The organism is Ekhidna sp. (assembly GCF_039960695.1).
GTDB lineage: Bacteria > Bacteroidota > Bacteroidia > Cytophagales > Cyclobacteriaceae > Ekhidna.
In genome coordinates this window covers 110072-128638 of sequence record NZ_JBDVKP010000019.1, presented here as the reverse complement: position 1 = coordinate 128638, position 18567 = coordinate 110072, and the positions used below count along the sequence as shown (strand labels likewise).

The 18567-nt window shown below is 39.5% G+C and carries 15 protein-coding genes; 10 read left to right on the top strand and 5 right to left on the bottom strand.

The window, feature by feature from the left end:
• The first annotated feature begins 30 nt into the window (after window positions 1-30).
• The 5 genes from ilvD to ilvA are packed head-to-tail and all read left to right on the top strand — an operon-like array spanning window position 31 to window position 6322.
• Entirely contained in the window at window positions 31-1707 is a 1677-nt protein-coding gene (gene ilvD, locus ABJG98_RS14180; protein ID WP_348280197.1) for a dihydroxy-acid dehydratase, read from the top strand.
• A 1-nt stretch (window position 1708) separates the two neighbouring features.
• The gene (gene ilvB / locus ABJG98_RS14175) at window positions 1709-3436 is read left to right on the top strand and encodes a biosynthetic-type acetolactate synthase large subunit (RefSeq protein ID WP_348280196.1); all 1728 of its coding nucleotides are present in this window, start codon (window positions 1709-1711) and stop codon (window positions 3434-3436) included.
• Complete coding sequence (gene ilvN, locus ABJG98_RS14170) at window positions 3436-3993, top strand: acetolactate synthase small subunit (protein WP_348280195.1); 558 nt, start codon at window positions 3436-3438, stop codon at window positions 3991-3993. The genes ilvB and ilvN overlap by 1 nt, the downstream gene beginning before the upstream one ends.
• A gap of 19 nt (window positions 3994-4012) precedes the next feature.
• Window positions 4013-5059, top strand: coding sequence for a ketol-acid reductoisomerase (gene ilvC / locus ABJG98_RS14165; RefSeq protein WP_348280194.1), 1047 nt, complete (start codon window positions 4013-4015; stop codon window positions 5057-5059).
• A gap of 3 nt (window positions 5060-5062) precedes the next feature.
• A complete protein-coding gene (ilvA, locus tag ABJG98_RS14160) occupies window positions 5063-6322 on the top strand; it encodes a threonine ammonia-lyase (protein ID WP_348280193.1) in 1260 nt (419 codons plus the stop codon).
• Window position 6323: 1 nt separating this feature from the next.
• On the opposite strand, the gene ABJG98_RS14155 is transcribed toward ilvA, so the two are convergent.
• The 3 genes from ABJG98_RS14155 to ABJG98_RS14145 are packed head-to-tail and all read right to left on the bottom strand — an operon-like array spanning window position 6324 to window position 9106.
• Window positions 6324-7274: a zinc dependent phospholipase C family protein gene (locus ABJG98_RS14155; protein ID WP_348280192.1), complete on the bottom strand. Its 951-nt coding sequence runs from the start codon at window positions 7272-7274 to the stop codon at window positions 6324-6326.
• Between the two features lie 40 nt (window positions 7275-7314).
• On the bottom strand, window positions 7315-8025 hold the full coding sequence (locus ABJG98_RS14150) for a zinc permease (protein WP_348280191.1): 711 nt from the start codon (window positions 8023-8025) through the stop codon (window positions 7315-7317).
• Window positions 8026-8077: 52 nt separating this feature from the next.
• Complete coding sequence (locus tag ABJG98_RS14145; RefSeq protein ID WP_348280190.1) at window positions 8078-9106, bottom strand: FAD:protein FMN transferase; 1029 nt, start codon at window positions 9104-9106, stop codon at window positions 8078-8080.
• Window positions 9107-9175: 69 nt separating this feature from the next.
• Between ABJG98_RS14145 and ruvB the strand changes: the two genes are divergently transcribed.
• From ruvB to ABJG98_RS14125, 4 genes are all read left to right on the top strand, one after another.
• On the top strand, window positions 9176-10201 hold the full coding sequence (ruvB, locus tag ABJG98_RS14140; RefSeq protein WP_348280189.1) for a Holliday junction branch migration DNA helicase RuvB: 1026 nt from the start codon (window positions 9176-9178) through the stop codon (window positions 10199-10201).
• Window positions 10202-10243: 42 nt separating this feature from the next.
• Window positions 10244-10858 (top strand): superoxide dismutase family protein, encoded by a 615-nt coding sequence (locus tag ABJG98_RS14135; RefSeq protein ID WP_348280188.1) that lies wholly within the window; start codon window positions 10244-10246, stop codon window positions 10856-10858.
• Window positions 10859-11094: 236 nt separating this feature from the next.
• Window positions 11095-14553 (top strand): two-component regulator propeller domain-containing protein, encoded by a 3459-nt coding sequence (locus ABJG98_RS14130; RefSeq protein WP_348280187.1) that lies wholly within the window; start codon window positions 11095-11097, stop codon window positions 14551-14553.
• Window positions 14540-16498, top strand: a complete 1959-nt coding sequence (locus ABJG98_RS14125) for a response regulator (protein ID WP_348280186.1) — start codon at window positions 14540-14542, stop codon at window positions 16496-16498. The genes ABJG98_RS14130 and ABJG98_RS14125 overlap by 14 nt, the downstream gene beginning before the upstream one ends.
• Window positions 16499-16785: 287 nt before the next feature.
• On the opposite strand, the gene ABJG98_RS14120 is transcribed toward ABJG98_RS14125, so the two are convergent.
• Both ABJG98_RS14120 and mscL read right to left on the bottom strand, forming a co-directional pair.
• Window positions 16786-16920 carry a hypothetical protein gene (locus ABJG98_RS14120; RefSeq protein ID WP_348280185.1) on the bottom strand — a complete coding sequence of 45 codons (135 nt, stop codon included), beginning with the start codon at window positions 16918-16920 and terminating at the stop codon, window positions 16786-16788.
• 171 nt (window positions 16921-17091) lie between these two features.
• Complete coding sequence (gene mscL, locus ABJG98_RS14115) at window positions 17092-17490, bottom strand: large-conductance mechanosensitive channel protein MscL (RefSeq protein ID WP_348280585.1); 399 nt, start codon at window positions 17488-17490, stop codon at window positions 17092-17094.
• Window positions 17491-17548: 58 nt separating this feature from the next.
• Here mscL and queG point away from each other — a divergent pair, with 58 nt between their 5' ends.
• Complete coding sequence (queG, locus tag ABJG98_RS14110; protein ID WP_348280184.1) at window positions 17549-18472, top strand: tRNA epoxyqueuosine(34) reductase QueG; 924 nt, start codon at window positions 17549-17551, stop codon at window positions 18470-18472.
• The last annotated feature ends 95 nt before the right edge of the window (window positions 18473-18567 follow it).

Here is an 18567-nt window from a genome sequence, read left to right as displayed (position 1 = left end):
GAAAAGAGAAGGGTTTTTTCATACTTTTTTATGAAAGAACTAAACAAATACAGCAAAGTAGTAACACAGGATCCCTCACAACCAGCAGCACAGGCCATGTTGCATGCTATTGGTTTGAGCAAGGACGATCTTAAAAAACCATTGGTAGGTATTGGAAGCACAGGTTTCGAAGGGAATCCATGCAATATGCACTTAAATGATCTTGCTCTTCATGTAAAAAAAGGAGTAAATACATCTGGTGGAAATGGATTGATCTTCAACACAATTGGTGTAAGTGATGGAATATCAATGGGAACCCCCGGCATGCGCTATTCTCTCCCTTCTCGTGATCTGATAGCCGACTCGATGGAAACTGTTGTGAGAGGTATGAGCTATGATGGCCTGGTCACCGTAGTTGGTTGTGATAAGAATATGCCAGGAGCATTGATGTCAATGCTAAGATTAAATCGCCCATCAATATTAGTTTACGGAGGAACGATTGCTTCCGGCTGTGTAAATGATAAAAAGCTAGATGTAGTTTCAGCATTTGAAGCCTGGGGTGAGAAAGTATCGGGAAAAATTGAGGAAGAGGAATTCCAACAGGTAATTGAAAATGCCTGCCCTGGAGCTGGAGCCTGCGGAGGTATGTATACAGCAAATACGATGGCTTCTGCCATTGAAGCTCTGGGAATGTCCTTGCCTTACAATTCTTCTAATCCTGCTGTAGGGAAGGAAAAAATTAGTGAAAGTGAAAAGGCCGGTGAATGTATAATGACGCTTCTCGAAAGAGATTTGAAACCGTCAGATATAGTTTCAAAAACATCCATAGAAAATGCCGTGACCCTACTAACAGTCCTCGGCGGTTCCACAAATGCCGTATTACATTTTCTAGCTATTGCCGATGCAGCCGGAGTAGACTTTAGTCTTTCTGATTTTCAAAGAATAAGTGATCTTACGCCTTTTTTAGCTGACCTAAAGCCAAGCGGTAAATACCTGATGGAGGACATTCATAAAATGGGTGGAATGCCTGTCGTTCTAAAATATCTTATTGAGCTAGGTATGATAGATGGTAGCTGTATGACAGTGACAGGAAATACGCTCAGAGAGAATGTTTCTACAGTTCCTGACCTTTCTTTTGACCAGAAGATTATTCACCCTATAGATCAACCAATAAAATCTTCAGGTCACATCCAGATTCTGCATGGTAACCTGGCTGAAGAAGGAGCTGTCGCCAAGATCACCGGAAAAGAAGGCCTACAATTTACGGGTAAGGCGAAAGTATATGACGGGGAGTATTCGGCAAATGATAGCATCCAGAATGGAGATATAGAGAAAGGCGATGTGATAGTTATTCGGTATGAAGGTCCTAAAGGAGGTCCAGGTATGCCTGAAATGCTAAAACCCACTGCTGCCATTATGGGAGCGGGTCTAGGTAAAGAAGTAGCTCTAATTACTGATGGTAGATTTTCAGGAGGAACACACGGATTCGTCGTGGGTCACATCTCACCTGAAGCTCAAGAAGGAGGAGCCATTGCGCTTGTAAATACCGGTGACACCATTACCATAGATGCCGAAAAAAGAAGTATTCGATTGGAAATAAGTGATGAAGAGTTAGCGAAAAGGAAAGCCAACTGGAAAGCCCCTTCATTAAAAGTAGATAGAGGAGTCTTGTACAAATACGCCAAGGTGGTTTCATCCGCATCTCAAGGGTGCATAACAGATTATTGATATGGAAGTACTAGTAAAAAACTCAAAAAAGAAAGTAGAATCAGAAAGACTATCAGGCTCTGAAGCGATTCTGAGATGCCTTATCAATGAGGGAGTAAATACAATTTTTGGTTACCCAGGTGGTGCGATTATGCCTGTTTACGATGCACTTTATGATTATGAAGCTCAACTGAAGCACGTACTTGTGCGACACGAGCAAGGAGCCATCCATTCGGCTCAGGGGTTTGCTAGAAGCTCCGGGGAGGTGGGTGTTTGCCTTGCAACATCTGGCCCTGGTGCTACAAACCTCATTACAGGAATAACTGATGCTCAAATTGATTCAACACCAATTGTTTGTATCACAGGACAAGTAGCGAGTCACCTGCTTGGCAGTGATGCATTTCAAGAAACGGATATCATAGGTATATCTATGCCCGTCACAAAGTGGAATTTTCAGGTAACAAGACCAGAAGAAATCCCAGAGGCACTTGCCAAAGCTTTCTATATCGCTCAATCCGGACGCCCGGGACCTGTATTGATCGATATCACAAAAGATGCACAGCAAGCTTTTTTTGACTTTACTTACGAACCATGCGAGAGAATTAGAAGCTACCAGCCATATCCAGAGTTAAACGAAGAACCACTGAGAGCTGCTGCAGAGCTAATAAATAAAGCAAAGAAACCTTATCTCCTCTTTGGCCAAGGAGTGATTCTGTCAGGAGCTGAAAAAGAGCTTAAAGCGTTCATAGAAAAAACAGGTATTCCTGCAGCTTCTACCCTACTTGGTCTATCTGCTTTTTCAACTAGGCACCCACTCTATGTAGGCTATACCGGAATGCATGGAAACTATGGACCCAATCTAAAAACCAATGAATGTGATGTTTTTATCGCGATTGGAATGCGATTCGATGATCGAGTAACCGGAGATGTGAATACTTATGCCAAGCAAGCAAAAGTGATTCATATTGAATTGGACCCAGCAGAGATTAACAAGAACATTCCCGCTGATGTGGCCATCAATGGAGATGCCAAGCAAGCTCTTCAATCACTACTTCCTTTAGTAGACAAAAAATCTCACGATGAGTGGCTTAAAGAATTCCGCGAATGTGATATGGTTGAAATGGATAAGGCAATTAGGAAATCAATTCAGCCTAAATCCAAATTGATGACCATGGCAGAGGTGATTCATAAGCTATCTGAAAAAACTCATGGAAAATCAGTTGTGGTAACGGATGTGGGTCAGCATCAAATGATGGCGGGTAGATATTACAAGTTTGATCAAGTCAAAAGTCACATCACTTCAGGTGGATTAGGAACTATGGGGTTTTGTTTACCTGCTGCAATTGGTGCCAAAATAGGCAAACCAAATCGTGAAGTAATCGCAATCATAGGAGATGGTGGATTTCAGATGACCATACAAGAATTGGGAGTAATCATGCAATATCAAATAGGAGTAAAAATTCTAATTCTCAACAATAGTTTTCTAGGAATGGTACGTCAGTGGCAACAACTCTTTTTTGATAGAAGATATTCATTTACTGAGATGGATAACCCTGACTTTATAAAGATTGCTGAGGGCTATCGAATTCCTTCGCAACGAGTACACGAAAGAGAAGATTTGGATGACGCATTTAATCAGTGGCTAAATCCAGAAGGCGCGAGTCTCTTGGAAGTTGTGGTAGAAAAAGAGGAAAATGTATTTCCCATGGTCCCTTCAGGAAGTTGTGTATCCAAAATAAGACTGGACTAATGGAGCCTATAGAATATACCATATCTGTTTTGACAGAGAATAAACCAGGTCTTTTGAATAAGCTCACAATCATTCTGAGCCGAAGAAAGATCAACATAAATAGCCTCAATGTTTCAACTACTGAAGTTGAGGGCGTGAGTAGATATACCATAGCAGCCACGGCTAGCAAATCAGATTTAGAAAAAGTTATCAAACAGATTCGCAAGCTAGTAGATGTATTGGGTGCCTTCCTATATGATGAAGATCAGATCTACTATCAGGAAATAGCCCTATATAAACTTTCCCTTGAGGTATTTCAGAGAAACGGGCTTTTAGAGAAACTCATAAGACAGTATGGAGCTAAGATTATTGCAATTGAGGAAAATCAGATTGTAATAGAAAAGACAGGCACCAAGCAAGAAACACATGAATTGTATGAAATCCTGAAGCCTTATGACATCCTGGAATTTGCACGCTCTGGTAGAGTGGCAATTTCTAAATCTAAAAGGCGAACTGAGGCATTCATTCAAGAATTGGAAACCTCACAGTCTAACACTTTAAGTATCAAAGAATTTTAACACGAATAAAAATAGAGACATGGCAAAAATTGATTTTGGAGGAACACTAGAAGAAGTAGTTACCCGGGAAGAATTTCCCCTGGAAAAGGCAAGAGAAGTATTAAAAGATGAGACCATCGCTATTATAGGTTATGGAGTGCAAGGTCCCGGTCAGGCACTCAATCTGAAAGACAATGGCTTTAACGTTATCATAGGTCAAAGAAAAGGAGGTCAATCATGGGAAAAAGCTAAAAAAGATGGATTCAAAGAAGGTGTAGATCTATTTGAAATTGGAGAAGCCTGTGAAAAAGGTAGTATCATCCAATACCTCCTCTCAGATGCAGGACAAATTGCACAGTGGGAAACAGTCAAAAAAAATCTTACTCCAGGAAAAGCGCTCTACTTCTCTCACGGATTTGGCATTACTTATAAAGATCAGACTGGCATCATTCCTCCTCATGATGTAGATGTGATTCTTGTAGCTCCAAAAGGATCTGGCACTTCGCTCAGGAGACTGTTCGTTGCGGGAAAGGGTTTGAATTCTTCTTTCGCGATCCATCAGGATGCTACAGGTAAAGCTAGAGATCGGGTAATAGCTCTGGGAATTGGAGTAGGTTCAGGGTACCTGTTTGAGACTGATTTCAAAAGGGAAGTATATAGTGATTTAACCGGTGAGCGAGGTAGTCTTATGGGGGCAATCCAAGGATTATTTGCTGCTCAGTACGATTTACTTAGAAAAAAAGGCCACTCTCCTTCTGAGGCTTTTAATGAAACTGTAGAAGAAGCCACACAATCCTTATATCCGCTTATTGCAGAAAATGGAATGGATTGGATGTATGCCAACTGCTCCACCACTGCTCAAAGAGGAGCACTAGACTGGTGGAAAAAATTCCGAGATGCCGTATATCCGGTTTTTGATGATCTCTATGAAAGTGTGGCCACTGCAAATGAAGCAAAGATCACAATTGAGGCTAATGAGAGAGATGATTATCGTGTGGGACTTGAGAGAGAACTCAAAGAACTTAGTGAATCAGAAATGTGGAAGGCTGGTGCAGCTGTCCGCAAGCTTAGACCTGAAAACAAATAATTAGTGCAAGCAACCACTCAACACATCTCTCTTCATGAAGTGCAAAAGGCGGCCGGCTACTTAAAAGAAGTAGCTAGCCTTACACCTTTGTTGCCTAACCTCAATTACTCAGAGCAATATGAGGCTACTATTTTGCTGAAGCGTGAGGATTTGCAATCTGTGAGATCTTACAAGATCAGGGGAGCTTATAATAAAATGCGTTCATTATCGTCAAAAGAATTGGCTTCTGGAGTGGTGTGTGCGAGTGCAGGAAATCATGCTCAGGGAGTAGCGCTTTCCTGTCAAAAACTTAAAGTGCATGGCGTGATATTTATGCCTTCAACCACTCCTTTGCAAAAAGTGCAACAGGTTAGAATGTTTGGTAAGGAGTACGTTGAAATCCGGCTAATAGGAGACACTTTCGATCAATCCAAAGAAAACGCTCTTACATTTTGCGGAAAAAGTAATACTACATTCATTCATCCATTTGATGATCCAAAAGTGATCGAAGGACAAGGCACAATAGGCCTTGAATTAATAGAACAATCACATGAAGCAATCGATTATTTACTACTACCAGTTGGAGGTGGTGGACTTGCGGCTGGTGTGGGTAGTGTAATCAAAACACTTTCTCCTGCCACTAAAATAATCGGTGTAGAACCTGCGGGAGCTCCTTCTATGAAAACATCCCTGGAGAATGGTGAAAATATCGCTTTAGATCACATTGAAAAATTTGTGGATGGAGCGGCAGTTCAAAAAGTGGGTGATCTCACTTTTGAAATATGTAAAGAAGTGATTGATGAGATGTTGATCGTGCATGAAGGAAAGATTTGTGAAACCATGCTCGAATTGTACAACAGAGATGCGATTGTTGTCGAGCCAGCAGGAGCACTTACACTCTCAGCGCTTGATCAACTTTCCGATAGAATCAAAGGGAAGAATGTAGTATGCCTGGTAAGCGGTAGCAATAATGACATCACCCGCATGGAAGAAATCAAAGAACGGGCGTTACTCTACAAGGGGTTAAAGCATTACTTTGTTGTACGATTTCCACAGCGAGCAGGTGCACTTAAAGAATTTGTAGCGGACATACTCGGTCCTAAAGATGATATCACTCATTTCGAGTACACCAAAAAGAACTCCAGAGAAACAGGTGCTGCTGTGGTGGGTATAGAGCTAAAGGATAAACGAGACCTCTCGGTGCTCATGGAACGAATGAAAGAGAAACAGTTTTTTGGGGAGTATTTAAATGATCGATCGGATCTTCTTAACCTAATTGTCTAGGTCAATTATTTATTCCAGCTTCATGATTTCTTAGTTTAACCTCTGGTCTCACCACAAACACTGAGTCTTGAAGCTCTATACCATTCATGATTTGACCTAGATCCGGTTGCCCTGCCTTAACCCAACACGTAAACCAGAAGTCGCCAACCATTTTTATTGAAGCCCTCATTCTTCTTTCGACCATCCCATTCAATCTTCTGTGATAATCGGAAGAGAAATCAAATGTGTAGGTTCTGATTGTCGCATTACCTCTTTCTTCATATCCATATTTTTTTGATTCAGGATAGCGCCTTGTAAGTTGTTTCTCAAACATAAAAACAGAATCCAGCGCTTCATGAGCTTTCACTACCGCATCCCATGCATATAATTGCAAATTCTCAACGTATTCAGCTTTGCCGGAAAGCAAATCATAATTCTCAAAAAAAAGCTCTGGAAGCCTCGACTCCCAAAATCCATGGATTCCGTATTGATTGGTTAACTGACCATTATAATTTTCGGTAGTGTGCAACGGAACATTCGCATCCGCTATGTAATGGCCCACATCAGAAGAAAGTCTCAGAATTTGAGCCGCATCTTTATTCTGAAATGCTTTAATCAACCAAAAAGACATTCTATTTATATGATAGGGCACGATACCGTATGCTTGTAAGGTATCCTCTGAGTATTTTTCAACAGCCTCACTCCAGTAACGCGGCATCTTATAAACCGCTGAATCCCCATAGACATCTACATCTATGTAATGTCTGGCCGCCTCTTCCTTCACGGCATATCGCCTCATATCCGGATTTACTGCTTTTTCCGTGATGTACTGAATATTCTCCTTATAAAACCCAATCAATTCCGGAGGTAAGGTGAATACTGCTAGCCTATTGATTTTTTGATGAGCGAAAAAACCCCAGCTTTGTGAAAGAATGGGCATTATGATTAAAGCTGAAAGTAGCAAGATTCGCATGGGTGAAAGGTAGAAAAAATATTATTTCTCTCCTTGGGAATCAAATCATAAACTCTACCAGAATGGCAAGCAATGCTCCCGAAATACTTATCAGTATCTTATTTAATCCAAAATGATGCTCAGGGCTCGCTTCCACAAAAATGGTGGTAGAAATATGGAGAAAACTCCCACAAACGACTGCAAAAACTATGAGAACAGCTTCTTGTGATAACAACACAAAGTCACTTAATAAGAGACCAATTGGAGATGCCAGGCTAAATAGAATCAGCAGGTAAACCGCTCTTTTCCCTAAGCCCTGCATAGTTGCCATTAAAGCGAAGGCAGCTGGCATTTTATGCAATACGATTCCAAGCAATAAAGAATACGACTCGTGTTTTTCATGAAATGGTGAATCATGTGTTAGTAAAGTTCCTTCTAAAAGTGAATGAATCATTAAGGCAGTGATAATTGAAAATCTTCCGCTAGTCGATACCGCCTTATTCGTATGCACATGTCCATGTTCTACTCCGGAAGAAAAATATTCGAGAAACTGCTGCATAAAAAATCCCACCAAAACAAACAATCCGATTTTAGATGGATTTGCACTTACAGAAAACAGTTCGGGAATAATGTGAATGATGGTAATAGCAAATAAGTAGGAACCGGCAAAAATGAGTGGTAGCCTCAGGTTCTTTCGCATTCCGGGGATGAGGTTCAAGCTCAAGCCCCCTATAAGTGTGCATGCGATTAGAATGATTATTGTAAGAAGCATGTAGGGTTTAGGTTGTCAACTTTACAAGGGTTCTAACTACTTATTTACTTTTTTAATTCCCTGTAGCGGTGTTCATCTCCAAAAATGGTCGAATCCCCTCTGAAACAAAACTTTCAATACCATTTTTTGATCGATAGATTAATATAGCGTCCAAACCTTCAGCGGAAATTACCTCTTTTGAATACTCTAGTCCAAGTACCATAAAAGCCGTTGCATATGCATCTGCGGTCATGCAATTATTCGCAAAAACTGATGCACTCAGCAAATTATGTTTAGCTGTATACCCAGTCCGAGGGTCTATGATATGAGCATAAACCTCTCCGTCCTTTTCATAATAATTTCGATAATTACCTGAAGTTGCTAAAGATAAATTTCTAAGTCTCACAATAGCCATCAATTGCTGTTCTGATTGCGAGACTGTAGGATCTTCTATACCCAGCGACCATGGTTTATCATCTTCATTTCGACCCCTGCAGCGTACCTCTCCTCCTATTTCGACCAGGTAATCATCAATCCCTTTTGATTCTAATAATTCGCTAACAACATCTACAGCATATCCCTTCGCTATCGCACTGAAATCTATTTGAAAATTGGAAGGTAATTCTACTTGTTGCTCATCAAAACTCACTTTATCAAAGCCAATTATTGACTTCAGCGAATCAATTTGCGCAGAATCAAGATTAGGAAGCTGCTTGTTGGGGCCAAAGCCCCAGGCTTGAACCAAAGGACCAATACTCGGATCGAATGTACCATCTGTTGCTTCAAAAATTTCTTTGCTTTTTTCAAGCACGGGCCAGAAATACTTAGACTCATACCGCAACGTACCACTTTCATTAAGTCTTGAAATTTCAGATGAAGGGATGTAGGTGGAAAGCGATTCATTAAACGAAACCAACTCCTCTGCGATTTCTTCATCCAATCCCTCTTGCAGTGAGCCAATGTACTTGACATTGTAAATGATCGCACCCATGGTTTGCCCGGCAATATGATGTTGCCGAGGAGCATCTTTCCTGAGGTATGAGACAATTACAAATATGATGGCCAGTCCTATGCCAAAAATGAGTAGTCGCTTTTTATTCATTCGTCTTTATCTAATCACAAAACTAATTCAATCGCACTTCAATCGCTTTGTGAGTTATATTTGAGGCTCATGAGAGAAGACTATCTACAGGCAGACGGTGAGGGAATGGAATCCTCAGAAAAAGAATTTGAAAAGGCATTAAGACCCCTTTCATTTTCAGACTTCACTGGTCAGCATAAAGTAGTTGAAAACTTGAAAATATTCGTTGAAGCTGCAAAACAGCGAACAGAACCACTCGATCATGTTCTACTACATGGTCCTCCTGGATTGGGCAAAACAACGCTTTCATTCATTATCGCAAATGAACTGCAATCAAACATTAAAGTAACCTCCGGCCCTGTCCTCGATAAGGCTAGCGAACTGGCAGGTTTGCTGACCAACCTTGAACCGCACGATGTGCTTTTCATTGATGAAATTCACCGACTCAACCCGGTAGTAGAAGAATATTTGTATTCCGCAATGGAGGATTACCGGATAGATATCATGCTTGACTCAGGACCTAATGCGCGTTCTGTACAAATCGAATTAAATCCATTTACACTAATTGGCGCTACGACACGATCCGGGCTGTTAACCTCTCCTTTAAGAGCCAGGTTTGGAATCAATTCAAGGCTGGAGTATTATGATTCCAAGTTGCTAACAACAATTGTTGGCAGGTCTGCTGACATACTCAATTCAGTAATTGACCAGGAGGCTGCATATGAAATTGCCCGCAGAAGCAGGGGAACCCCTCGAATTGCAAATAATCTACTAAGGAGGACCAGAGATTTTGCACAAATTAAAGGAGATGGAGCCATAACATTGGATATTTCAAAAATGGCCCTTAAAGCACTGGATGTAGATGATCATGGTCTCGATGAGATGGATAATCGAATTCTCTCCACTATTATCAATAAATTCAAAGGTGGTCCTGTCGGGTTAAGTACAATTGCTACAGCATGCGGGGAAGAATCCGAGACCATAGAAGAAGTTTATGAACCTTTTCTGATACAAGAAGGATACATCAAACGTACTTCTCGGGGACGGGAAGCTACAGAACTTGCTTACAAACACTTGGATATTTTACCTCCTTCACAAACCGGATCATTGTTTTAATGGTTTAATTTTTATGAATTGTTAATCATAAAAGATTTTCAAATGAAATTAACGCGTATTCTGCTGTTACTGATTCTGACATCTATTGGTTGCAAAAGTGATGATCCGGCACCCGAGCCTGGACCCTTGGTTTTAGCTAATGCAGCTATATTCTGGGTAGACTCTGAAGACGGTGTAACCTATGAATCAGGCGAGCAAATGGGATTTGCAACATTCGCTTATCAGGATGGAATAACCACCTTTGAACTAAGAGTAAATGATATGGAGCCCAATACAGCCCATGCAATGCATCTTCATATGGGCACGCTAGAAGCGCCAGACCGACATTGGAATCAAGGCAAATTTGTTGCCTTTTGTGAAGTCGAGAGTATGGGTAGAGTATGGTTAAAACCATTTGCAGGCGATGTTGGGAACATTCAGGTTGATGAAAATGGTAATGGTGAGTTTGAGCTACAAACAGATTTATGGAGTGTGGGCACTCAGAATGAAACTGATATCTTAGGAACTGTTCTATTTATCCATCATAAATCACAAGATTTCGCTAACGAATGTGATCCCAATCATACACACAACCCGGGATCACACACCAATGCCAAGATTGCAGGCGGAACAGTTACACTTGCTCCAACTTTCGGGGTTCAGGAAACACCAAAGTGAGGAAGTATAAAATTGCGACTAAATAAACGTAGAAAGAACTAAAACTATCACGTAAAGCGCAATTATTAATACCTTACCCATATGATGTTCAGTTGTCCTGTGCATGGTTTTATTATTTTTATTTCAAAGATCTGAAAGCAATACTTAGCATTCTTGTCGAAATACTTATAATATCCGCATTATTCTATCTCAAATTTGTTGATTAACAGAGATCAAATAGTAATAAATCGAAGAGTATGGCCATAAACAAAGCTATAAGGTCACTTTTAATGATTGTTTGTATACTATCAGCCAGTCTGGCAAATAGTCAAGATTTTTCTGTGGCTCCTAGCTTCACGTTCGAGTCATTTTTTAAATCCGATGGATTAAATCAAAGCAGCACAAATAAGATTTTCCAGGATAGTGAGGATATGGTTTGGATTGCCAATTTTGGTGGGATCAATCGATTTGATGGATATGATTTTGAGTCTTTCACTCATCAATTTGGTGATTCCACAACCATTCCGGATAATTCTGTTTGGACATTTTTTGAGGATAACAGCAACCGTTTGTGGGTTGGAACGAAGGCAAGCCTGAGCTTATTCAATCGAAGTAGCAACAGCTTTGAAAATTACATTCTTAAAGAAGGGGCCTCTACCCTGGCTATCAAGACAATTGTTGAAACAGAAAGAGAAAAATTATTGGTTGGTACTGAAGGGGATGGCATCTATGAGTTTGATGCTAAAACTAAGGTTTTCAAAAAAATTAGCGCATTCCCCAATAGTAAAGTGATGGATATTGAGATTGACCCTAATGGATATCTATGGGTAGCTACTGAAGACAAGGGTGTGTTTCGATGGAATCAAAAACATTCTAAAGCTGAAAAGGTGCTAGCAGCAATAAATTCAGCATGGGACATTCTGGTGGATAGCAATGGGAATATCTGGTTGGGTACTGACGAAAATGGTCTATGGTTTAAAGAAAAAAATGAGGATTCTTTTCAGGAAATTAAAAACCTACACCCTTCCTATAGGGCTGGAGACCGAATTAAGTCTGTGACAGAAGCTAAAGATGGAAAAATATGGATTGGAAGCGCCACCGAAGGCATTTCCATTTTTGATCCTGACCAACGATTTTTTCATCATTATTTGCACGATCCTAATACGCAATTCAGCATTTCAGATAATGATGTTAGCACTGTTTTTCATGGCTCCAATGGCGTCACATATGTAGGGTATTATATGAAGGGTTTTCAAAAACTTGTAAGAAGTCCTTTTCACTTTATCAAAAATAATCCAGGTGATGAAGGCTCTTTGTCAAATAACAATGTCTACTGTATGTATAGGGACAAATCTGACAATTTATGGATGGGAACATTTGGTGGGGGATTAAACCTGATGGAGTCAAATAACCCGGCCAAGTTCAAACGATATGTACACGATCCTGATAACCCTCAAAGTGTCAGTCACAACTGGATAAGGATACTGTATGAGGATTCGAAAGGCCGGTTTTGGGTAGGAACCTGGGGTGGAGGTCTCAATATCTTCGATCGAAATAATGGAATATTTAAACGATATAAATCTTCGCTGTATGGCAATAAGTTAAGCATGAATATTATTACAGCTATTTTTGAGGATAGTAAAGGAACAATCTGGATTGGTACTTATGGAGAAGGTATTAATATTTATCAGCCAGAAACTGATGACTTCAAACACATACGAAGTATACCTGGAGATACTACCTCGCTTTCTGACAATCACATTACATCCTTCATAGAAGATGAAAGTGGATTATGGGTATGCACCTATGGTGGGGGACTAAATAGGTATAATTATGATACTAAAACATTTGAATCATTTGTTCCGGACGCTAAAAAAAAATCAAGCCTAAACAATTTCAAGGTACTTCATCTATATCCTGATGGCGATAATTACTGGTTAACCACCTTAGGAGGAGGACTTAATTACTTTAACCCTGCATCAAAAAGCTTTTCCCACTGGACAGAATCTGATGGGCTAAGTAATAATTCAACCATGGGGATGCTAAAAACAAAAGCAGGCACATATTGGATCTCCACGAATAATGGGTTAAGCCACTTCAACCCTGTAAACAATTCATTCAAAAACTACACAATGAAAGATGGATTAGGTAGTGATGATTATAACCTGGAGGCTTACATGGAGGATACGGACGGGTATTTCTACTTCGGGGGCAAAAACGGCATCACCTTTTTCAATCCAAATGAAGTAAAAGTGCAAGCTACTTTCCCTAGGTTGGTCTTAAGAAATATCCTGATAGAAGATAGGAAGCATGAATCTTTAGAAAAGGAAATAGTGCTTCCGTATGACCAGCGCCTGACCTTTCAATTCGCTGCAATAAATCCGGCAAGAAAATCTAATGTCTCATATTCTTACATGCTAGATGATGACCAAAATTGGCATCAGCTGAATAATCAAAACAGTTTGGAGTTTTTTGCTTTAGATCACGGCAGTCATATCCTCAAAGTTCGGAGTACTAATAGTGACAAAATATGGAATCCCGACGCTATAACAATAAACTTCTTTATCCCGCCCCCATGGTACGAAACATGGACATTTAGAATATCCTCCATTTTGCTGATCCTACTCGTTGGTATTCTTTATTACAAATCTCGGGTGAACGCTCTTAAGAGGAATCAATTGATTCTTGAGAAAAAAGTGGCAGACAGAACAAATACTATTGCACAGAAAAATAAGGATCTTCAAAAGGCCTACAATAAACAAAAAGAACTGGAGCATTTCAAAGAATCAATGGTAAGTATGATCGCACATGATCTTAAAAATCCTCTTGTCTCGATTATCAGAAGAGCGGATCGAGACAAGAACGATGACATCAAACAAATTGATCGTTCAGGCAAACACATGCTCAATCTGATAGAAAACATGCTCGATGTTCTTCGTTTTGAAAAATCAAAAATGAAGTTAGATATCACCGATTTTGAAATATCAGAAACCATCAATGAGGTTATAGATGAGCTAAAGCCCGTTGCAGAAGAACGAAATATTCAAATAATGAACAAAATGAATCGGAAATACAGGGTACAGGCCGATCAGCAACTCATTCATCGTGTGCTAAACAACCTGATATCGAATGCCATCAAATATTCTCATTTCAATTCCCCTGTTGAAATCCAGACAAGTGAATCCATTGCAGGAATCAAAGTATCTGTAAAAGATTATGGTGATGGCATCCCAACACAGGATCTAAAAAAAATATTTGAACAATTTGAACAATCTGAAGCTCGATCCTTTGGAGGAGCTTCTTCTACTGGACTGGGTCTATCATTTTGCAAGCTTGCCATTCATGCACATGGACAAAAAATGGAGGTAGATTCTACCAAAGGCAAGGGCAGTGTTTTTTCTTTTACACTACCTATAGTGAGTAAGGGCGCAAGCATGATCAGCGATCAATTAAACGATCAAACATTCTTTAATTTCAAAGATGAAGATTATCTTGTTTGGGAAGGAATAGCAGGAAAAATAAACGAATTAGAAGTTTATGAGGCAGGTAAGTGGTCAGAGTTAGTCGACTCACTTTTAGAAAAGAGCAGTAGCACTAAATCAATATGTGATCAACTCATGCAGCTGGTAACTGAATATGATCAAAACGGAATAGCTGTGTTTAAACAAAAGTTAGCTGAATTTTTAACCACCACATCGGCGCATGAATCAAACTGAGTTAAATACAAATATTCTGGTCATCGATGACAACCCTGACAATCTCAAGATTATTATCGATGAGCTAAAAGAATTAGGATTGCATAAACATGCACTCACGGCTCCAAATGGCAAAATTGGGCTGAAATTAGCCGAAAAATACATTCCTCAACTTATCCTGACAGACTGGGAAATGCCAGAGATGGATGGTTACCAACTGGTAGAAGCTGTAAAAGCCGATGAAGCTCTAGCTCATATACCCATCATTATGATCACAGCCATAATGAAAAAACCGGAAGATCTATCGGAATCTTTCAAAGCAGGCGTTCACGATTTCTTATCCAAGCCCTTCAGTAAACTCGAGTTTCAGGCGCGTATAAAAAATGTACTTCGCTTATCGGAGACAGAAAAAAACTTACGGGCTAGCTATGAAAAATTGCTCACACTGGATAAAGCAAAATCCACTTTTTTCGCGAATGTTTCACACGATCTAAAAAACCCCATCGCTATCATTTTAGGATTAACAGATATGTTGTTGGTAGAGCATGAAGACGTTTTACCCATAGATACGATTGATAAATTAAAAGCGATCCAACGATTCAGTCATAGTTTAAATAATCTTTCAAGTGAAATTCGAGAATTAATTAGGCTTGATGAGGGCTTGCTAAAACTTAACAAATCGAAATGCTATCTTAATGAATTCATTGATGAGTTCATTACTATTTTCAAACCAACAGCGGAAGCAAAAGGTGTTGCACTTGAAATGAAATCGTCATTGGACGATACTGAATGGATCATGCTGGATACCTGGCACTTTGAAAAAGTCCTTTTCAATCTCGTTTCAAATGCACTGGATTTTGCCGAAACTGATTCTAAAATTGAAATTGAATGTAAAAGAGACGAAGAGGATATCTGTATCCTGGTATCTGATGAAGGGCCAGGAATTGATCCTTCAAAGACTGAGCAAATGTTTAATCGCTTTTATACAAGTGATGAACTGAATACCAAAAGAGAGGGACTCGGCATTGGTCTTGCAATAGCCAAGGAAATTGTGACGCTTCATGAAGGTACCATTTCCGCTTATAACCGAAGCAAGAAGGGGGCTACATTCGAAGTGAGAATTCCCGTGCTTAAAAAAAACGGTAATCATGAAGTATTGAAAGATAGTTGGATAAAGGATCAACTTAAGCTCAATGAAGCATCAGAAGTACAAGCAGAGACATTGCCATCTGAGAATCAGAGCTCGGTTCTTATCGTAGATGATAATCCGGACATTAGATTACTTATTTCGGAAATATTAAGAAAGGATTTTCGAATTTATGAAGCTGCTGATGGCAGGCAGGCACTTGAAAAATTAAAGGAACGTGACATCAATTTGATCATCATTGACCTGGCTATGCCAGTGATGGACGGGTTTGAGTTAATTGAAAAAATGCAAGAGACTAAATACAAAGACATCCCTTGTCTTATTGTTTCTAGCAGAGTAGGCAAAGAGCAACTTAAGAGAGCATTAGACCATGACGTAGAACATGTTCTTCCTAAACCTTTTGACACAAAAGAGCTCAAAATCCGAGTACATCACCTATTAAAAAAGAAAGGCGAGGAAAACAGTGTTGCTAGAACATTCTCCCATTTTGACCCGGAAAATACCAGAAAGGAGATGATCAGGCAGTTAGAAACATTAGTGATAAAAAACATTGACAACACCCTGTTTGGAATTCAGGATCTGGCAAGTGAAATAGCAGTAAGCCAAAGGAAACTCTTTCAGGTATTCAAAGTAGCATTGAATATTACTCCTCTTGAGTTCGTAAAAAAAATCAAATACCAATATGCAGCTCAACTAATCAATCTGAATAAAGTTGGGACACTAACAGATGCTGCAAAAGCAATTGGTATGACCAATGTAACCATGTTCAAAAAGCAGTATGAAAAATATATTGGTGAAGAGCCGGTTTTGAATAAATAAAAAAGTCCCGACACACCACTGTCGGGACACCATCGCGCAAGTTTACTTGCTTACTCACCATTATTATCTTTCTAATAAAGCACCTGGGTCCCCAAACCCAAGGTGCTAAGAGCTTAACGCTCCTTTACTCGCCTAAATAATTAGTCTTATGTCTTTAGGAAGTTCAAAATTGACGGAATCATACTTTATAATTTTGCATTAATACTTCAATATTTTGCATTAATATATAAGAATTGATTGCTTCTAATTGAACAGATTAAGCTCCTATTTCAAGCTTTCAGATAGTCTTAAATGGATTGAATTAAGGTATGTAAAGCAAAAGTAACCAGTGTGTAGTAGGCGAGTACAGCTGCATTTGCTATTAGTATATCCATTTTTGATAGGGTAATTTCTGCTTCCTTAATTTTTGATATGTATTTCATCTCTAATTATTTAATTATCGATGCAAACATCCGGCACTCAAGATTACTGATCCCGCATAGATACTTCAATTTCCTGCAACAGAATATTAGCGAGCAACCATGCTGAAGTCTAGCATATAGATTTAAAAAAAACCTATCATTTCCGACAGGCTTTTTTGTAATCCTATAAAATCACTTTTTGAGTAAATCTCTGATTTCACCTAGCAAAACCTCCTCATTGGATGGTGCCGGAGGCGCAGCAGGAGCTTCTTCTTTTTTCTTCTGCATGGAATTATAAGCCTTTAATACCATGAAGATCACAAAAGCGATGATTAGAAAATCAATCAATGTCTGTGTAAAAGCTCCATAATTAATAGCTACTGCTTCCACACCGTCCGATGCTTCCTGTATGGTATATCTTAGATCAGAAAAATCCACGCCCCCTAGCGCCATCCCAATTGGAGGCATTAAAATATCATTGACAAATGAGCTTATAACGGTTTTGAAGGCAGCTCCAATAATAACAGCAACAGCCAAATCAAGGATGTTGCCTTTCATGATAAATTCTTTAAATTCTTTTAACATAATTATTAGGTTTAATTTGATTATCAATTTAACTACGAGGATATTTCCATAAATGGCTTATTAGATGAACAGTTCGTCATTCACGCCAGACACACAAAAGGTTAAGGTGTGGGCAAAAGAAATTGGATTTAGCTTTTGTGGAATTTCCAAAGCGGAATTCTTAGAAGAAGAAGCGGATAAGGTAGAAGAATGGCTGAAGCGTGGCTATCAGGGAAAGATGAGTTACCTGGAAAATCATTTTGACAAACGACTGGATCCTACTAAGCTCGTGCCTGGAGCAAAATCTGTAGTCTCATTAATCTATAATTATTATCCTCAAAAAGAACGGTCAGATAATTCTCCTAAGATCGCCAAGTACGCTTACGGTCAAGATTACCATTTTATAATGAAGGATAAGCTGAAGGCTTTCATGAATAAAATTCAGGAGGAGATTGGAGAAGTAAATGGCCGGGTCTTTGTGGATTCTGCCCCGGTGCATGAACGTGCATGGGCAGCTAAAAGTGGGTTAGGATGGGTTGGTAAAAATTCATTACTCCTAAATCGGGAGATGGGAAGCTTCTTTTTTTTGGCTGAACTCATCATTGATCTGGAATTGGAACCAGATGGACCAATGAAAGATTACTGCGGTACTTGTACGGCATGCCAGGATGCGTGCCCCACGGACGCAATACCAGAACCCTATGTTGTAGATGGCAGCCGTTGTATTTCTTATCTAACAATAGAGCTGAAGGAAGAAATACCTCTTGAGTTTAAAAACAAAATGGAAGGATGGGCTTTTGGTTGTGATATTTGCCAGGATGTATGTCCATGGAATCGGTTTTCAAAACCACACTCAGAACCTGCATTTCAGCCACAAGGCTGGGAAGATTTCTCGAAAAAGGACTGGCAGGAAATGACAAAAGAAGTCTTTCAAAAAGTCTTTAAGAAGTCCGCAGTAAAGCGGACAAAGTTTGAGGGTTTGAAAAGGAATATTAGGTTTTTGGACTAACGAACTAAATAATATCGTATTTAATTCAATTTGATAAAATCACCCAATAGTATGAGTCCATTAAGGAAACATTGTACGATAATTGAGTCCTAATC

Bases quoted from the DNA above. Each gene is read 5' to 3' on its own strand.
- ilvC (WP_348280194.1), top strand. From the start codon at position 4,013: ATGGCAAAAATTGATTTTGGAGGAACACTAGAAGAAGTAGTTACCCGG.
- ABJG98_RS14135 (WP_348280188.1), top strand. From the start codon at position 10,244: ATGAAATTAACGCGTATTCTGCTGTTACTGATTCTGACATCTATTGGT.
- ilvB (WP_348280196.1), top strand. From the start codon at position 1,709: ATGGAAGTACTAGTAAAAAACTCAAAAAAGAAAGTAGAATCAGAAAGA.
- ABJG98_RS14150 (WP_348280191.1), bottom strand. From the start codon at position 8,025: ATGCTTCTTACAATAATCATTCTAATCGCATGCACACTTATAGGGGGC.
- ABJG98_RS14120 (WP_348280185.1), bottom strand. From the start codon at position 16,920: ATGAAATACATATCAAAAATTAAGGAAGCAGAAATTACCCTATCAAAA.
- ABJG98_RS14145 (WP_348280190.1), bottom strand. From the start codon at position 9,106: ATGAATAAAAAGCGACTACTCATTTTTGGCATAGGACTGGCCATCATA.
- ABJG98_RS14130 (WP_348280187.1), top strand. From the start codon at position 11,095: ATGGCCATAAACAAAGCTATAAGGTCACTTTTAATGATTGTTTGTATA.
- ruvB (WP_348280189.1), top strand. From the start codon at position 9,176: ATGAGAGAAGACTATCTACAGGCAGACGGTGAGGGAATGGAATCCTCA.
- ilvN (WP_348280195.1), top strand. From the start codon at position 3,436: ATGGAGCCTATAGAATATACCATATCTGTTTTGACAGAGAATAAACCA.
- ABJG98_RS14155 (WP_348280192.1), bottom strand. From the start codon at position 7,274: ATGCGAATCTTGCTACTTTCAGCTTTAATCATAATGCCCATTCTTTCA.
- ABJG98_RS14125 (WP_348280186.1), top strand. From the start codon at position 14,540: ATGAATCAAACTGAGTTAAATACAAATATTCTGGTCATCGATGACAAC.
- queG (WP_348280184.1), top strand. From the start codon at position 17,549: ATGAACAGTTCGTCATTCACGCCAGACACACAAAAGGTTAAGGTGTGG.
- ilvD (WP_348280197.1), top strand. From the start codon at position 31: ATGAAAGAACTAAACAAATACAGCAAAGTAGTAACACAGGATCCCTCA.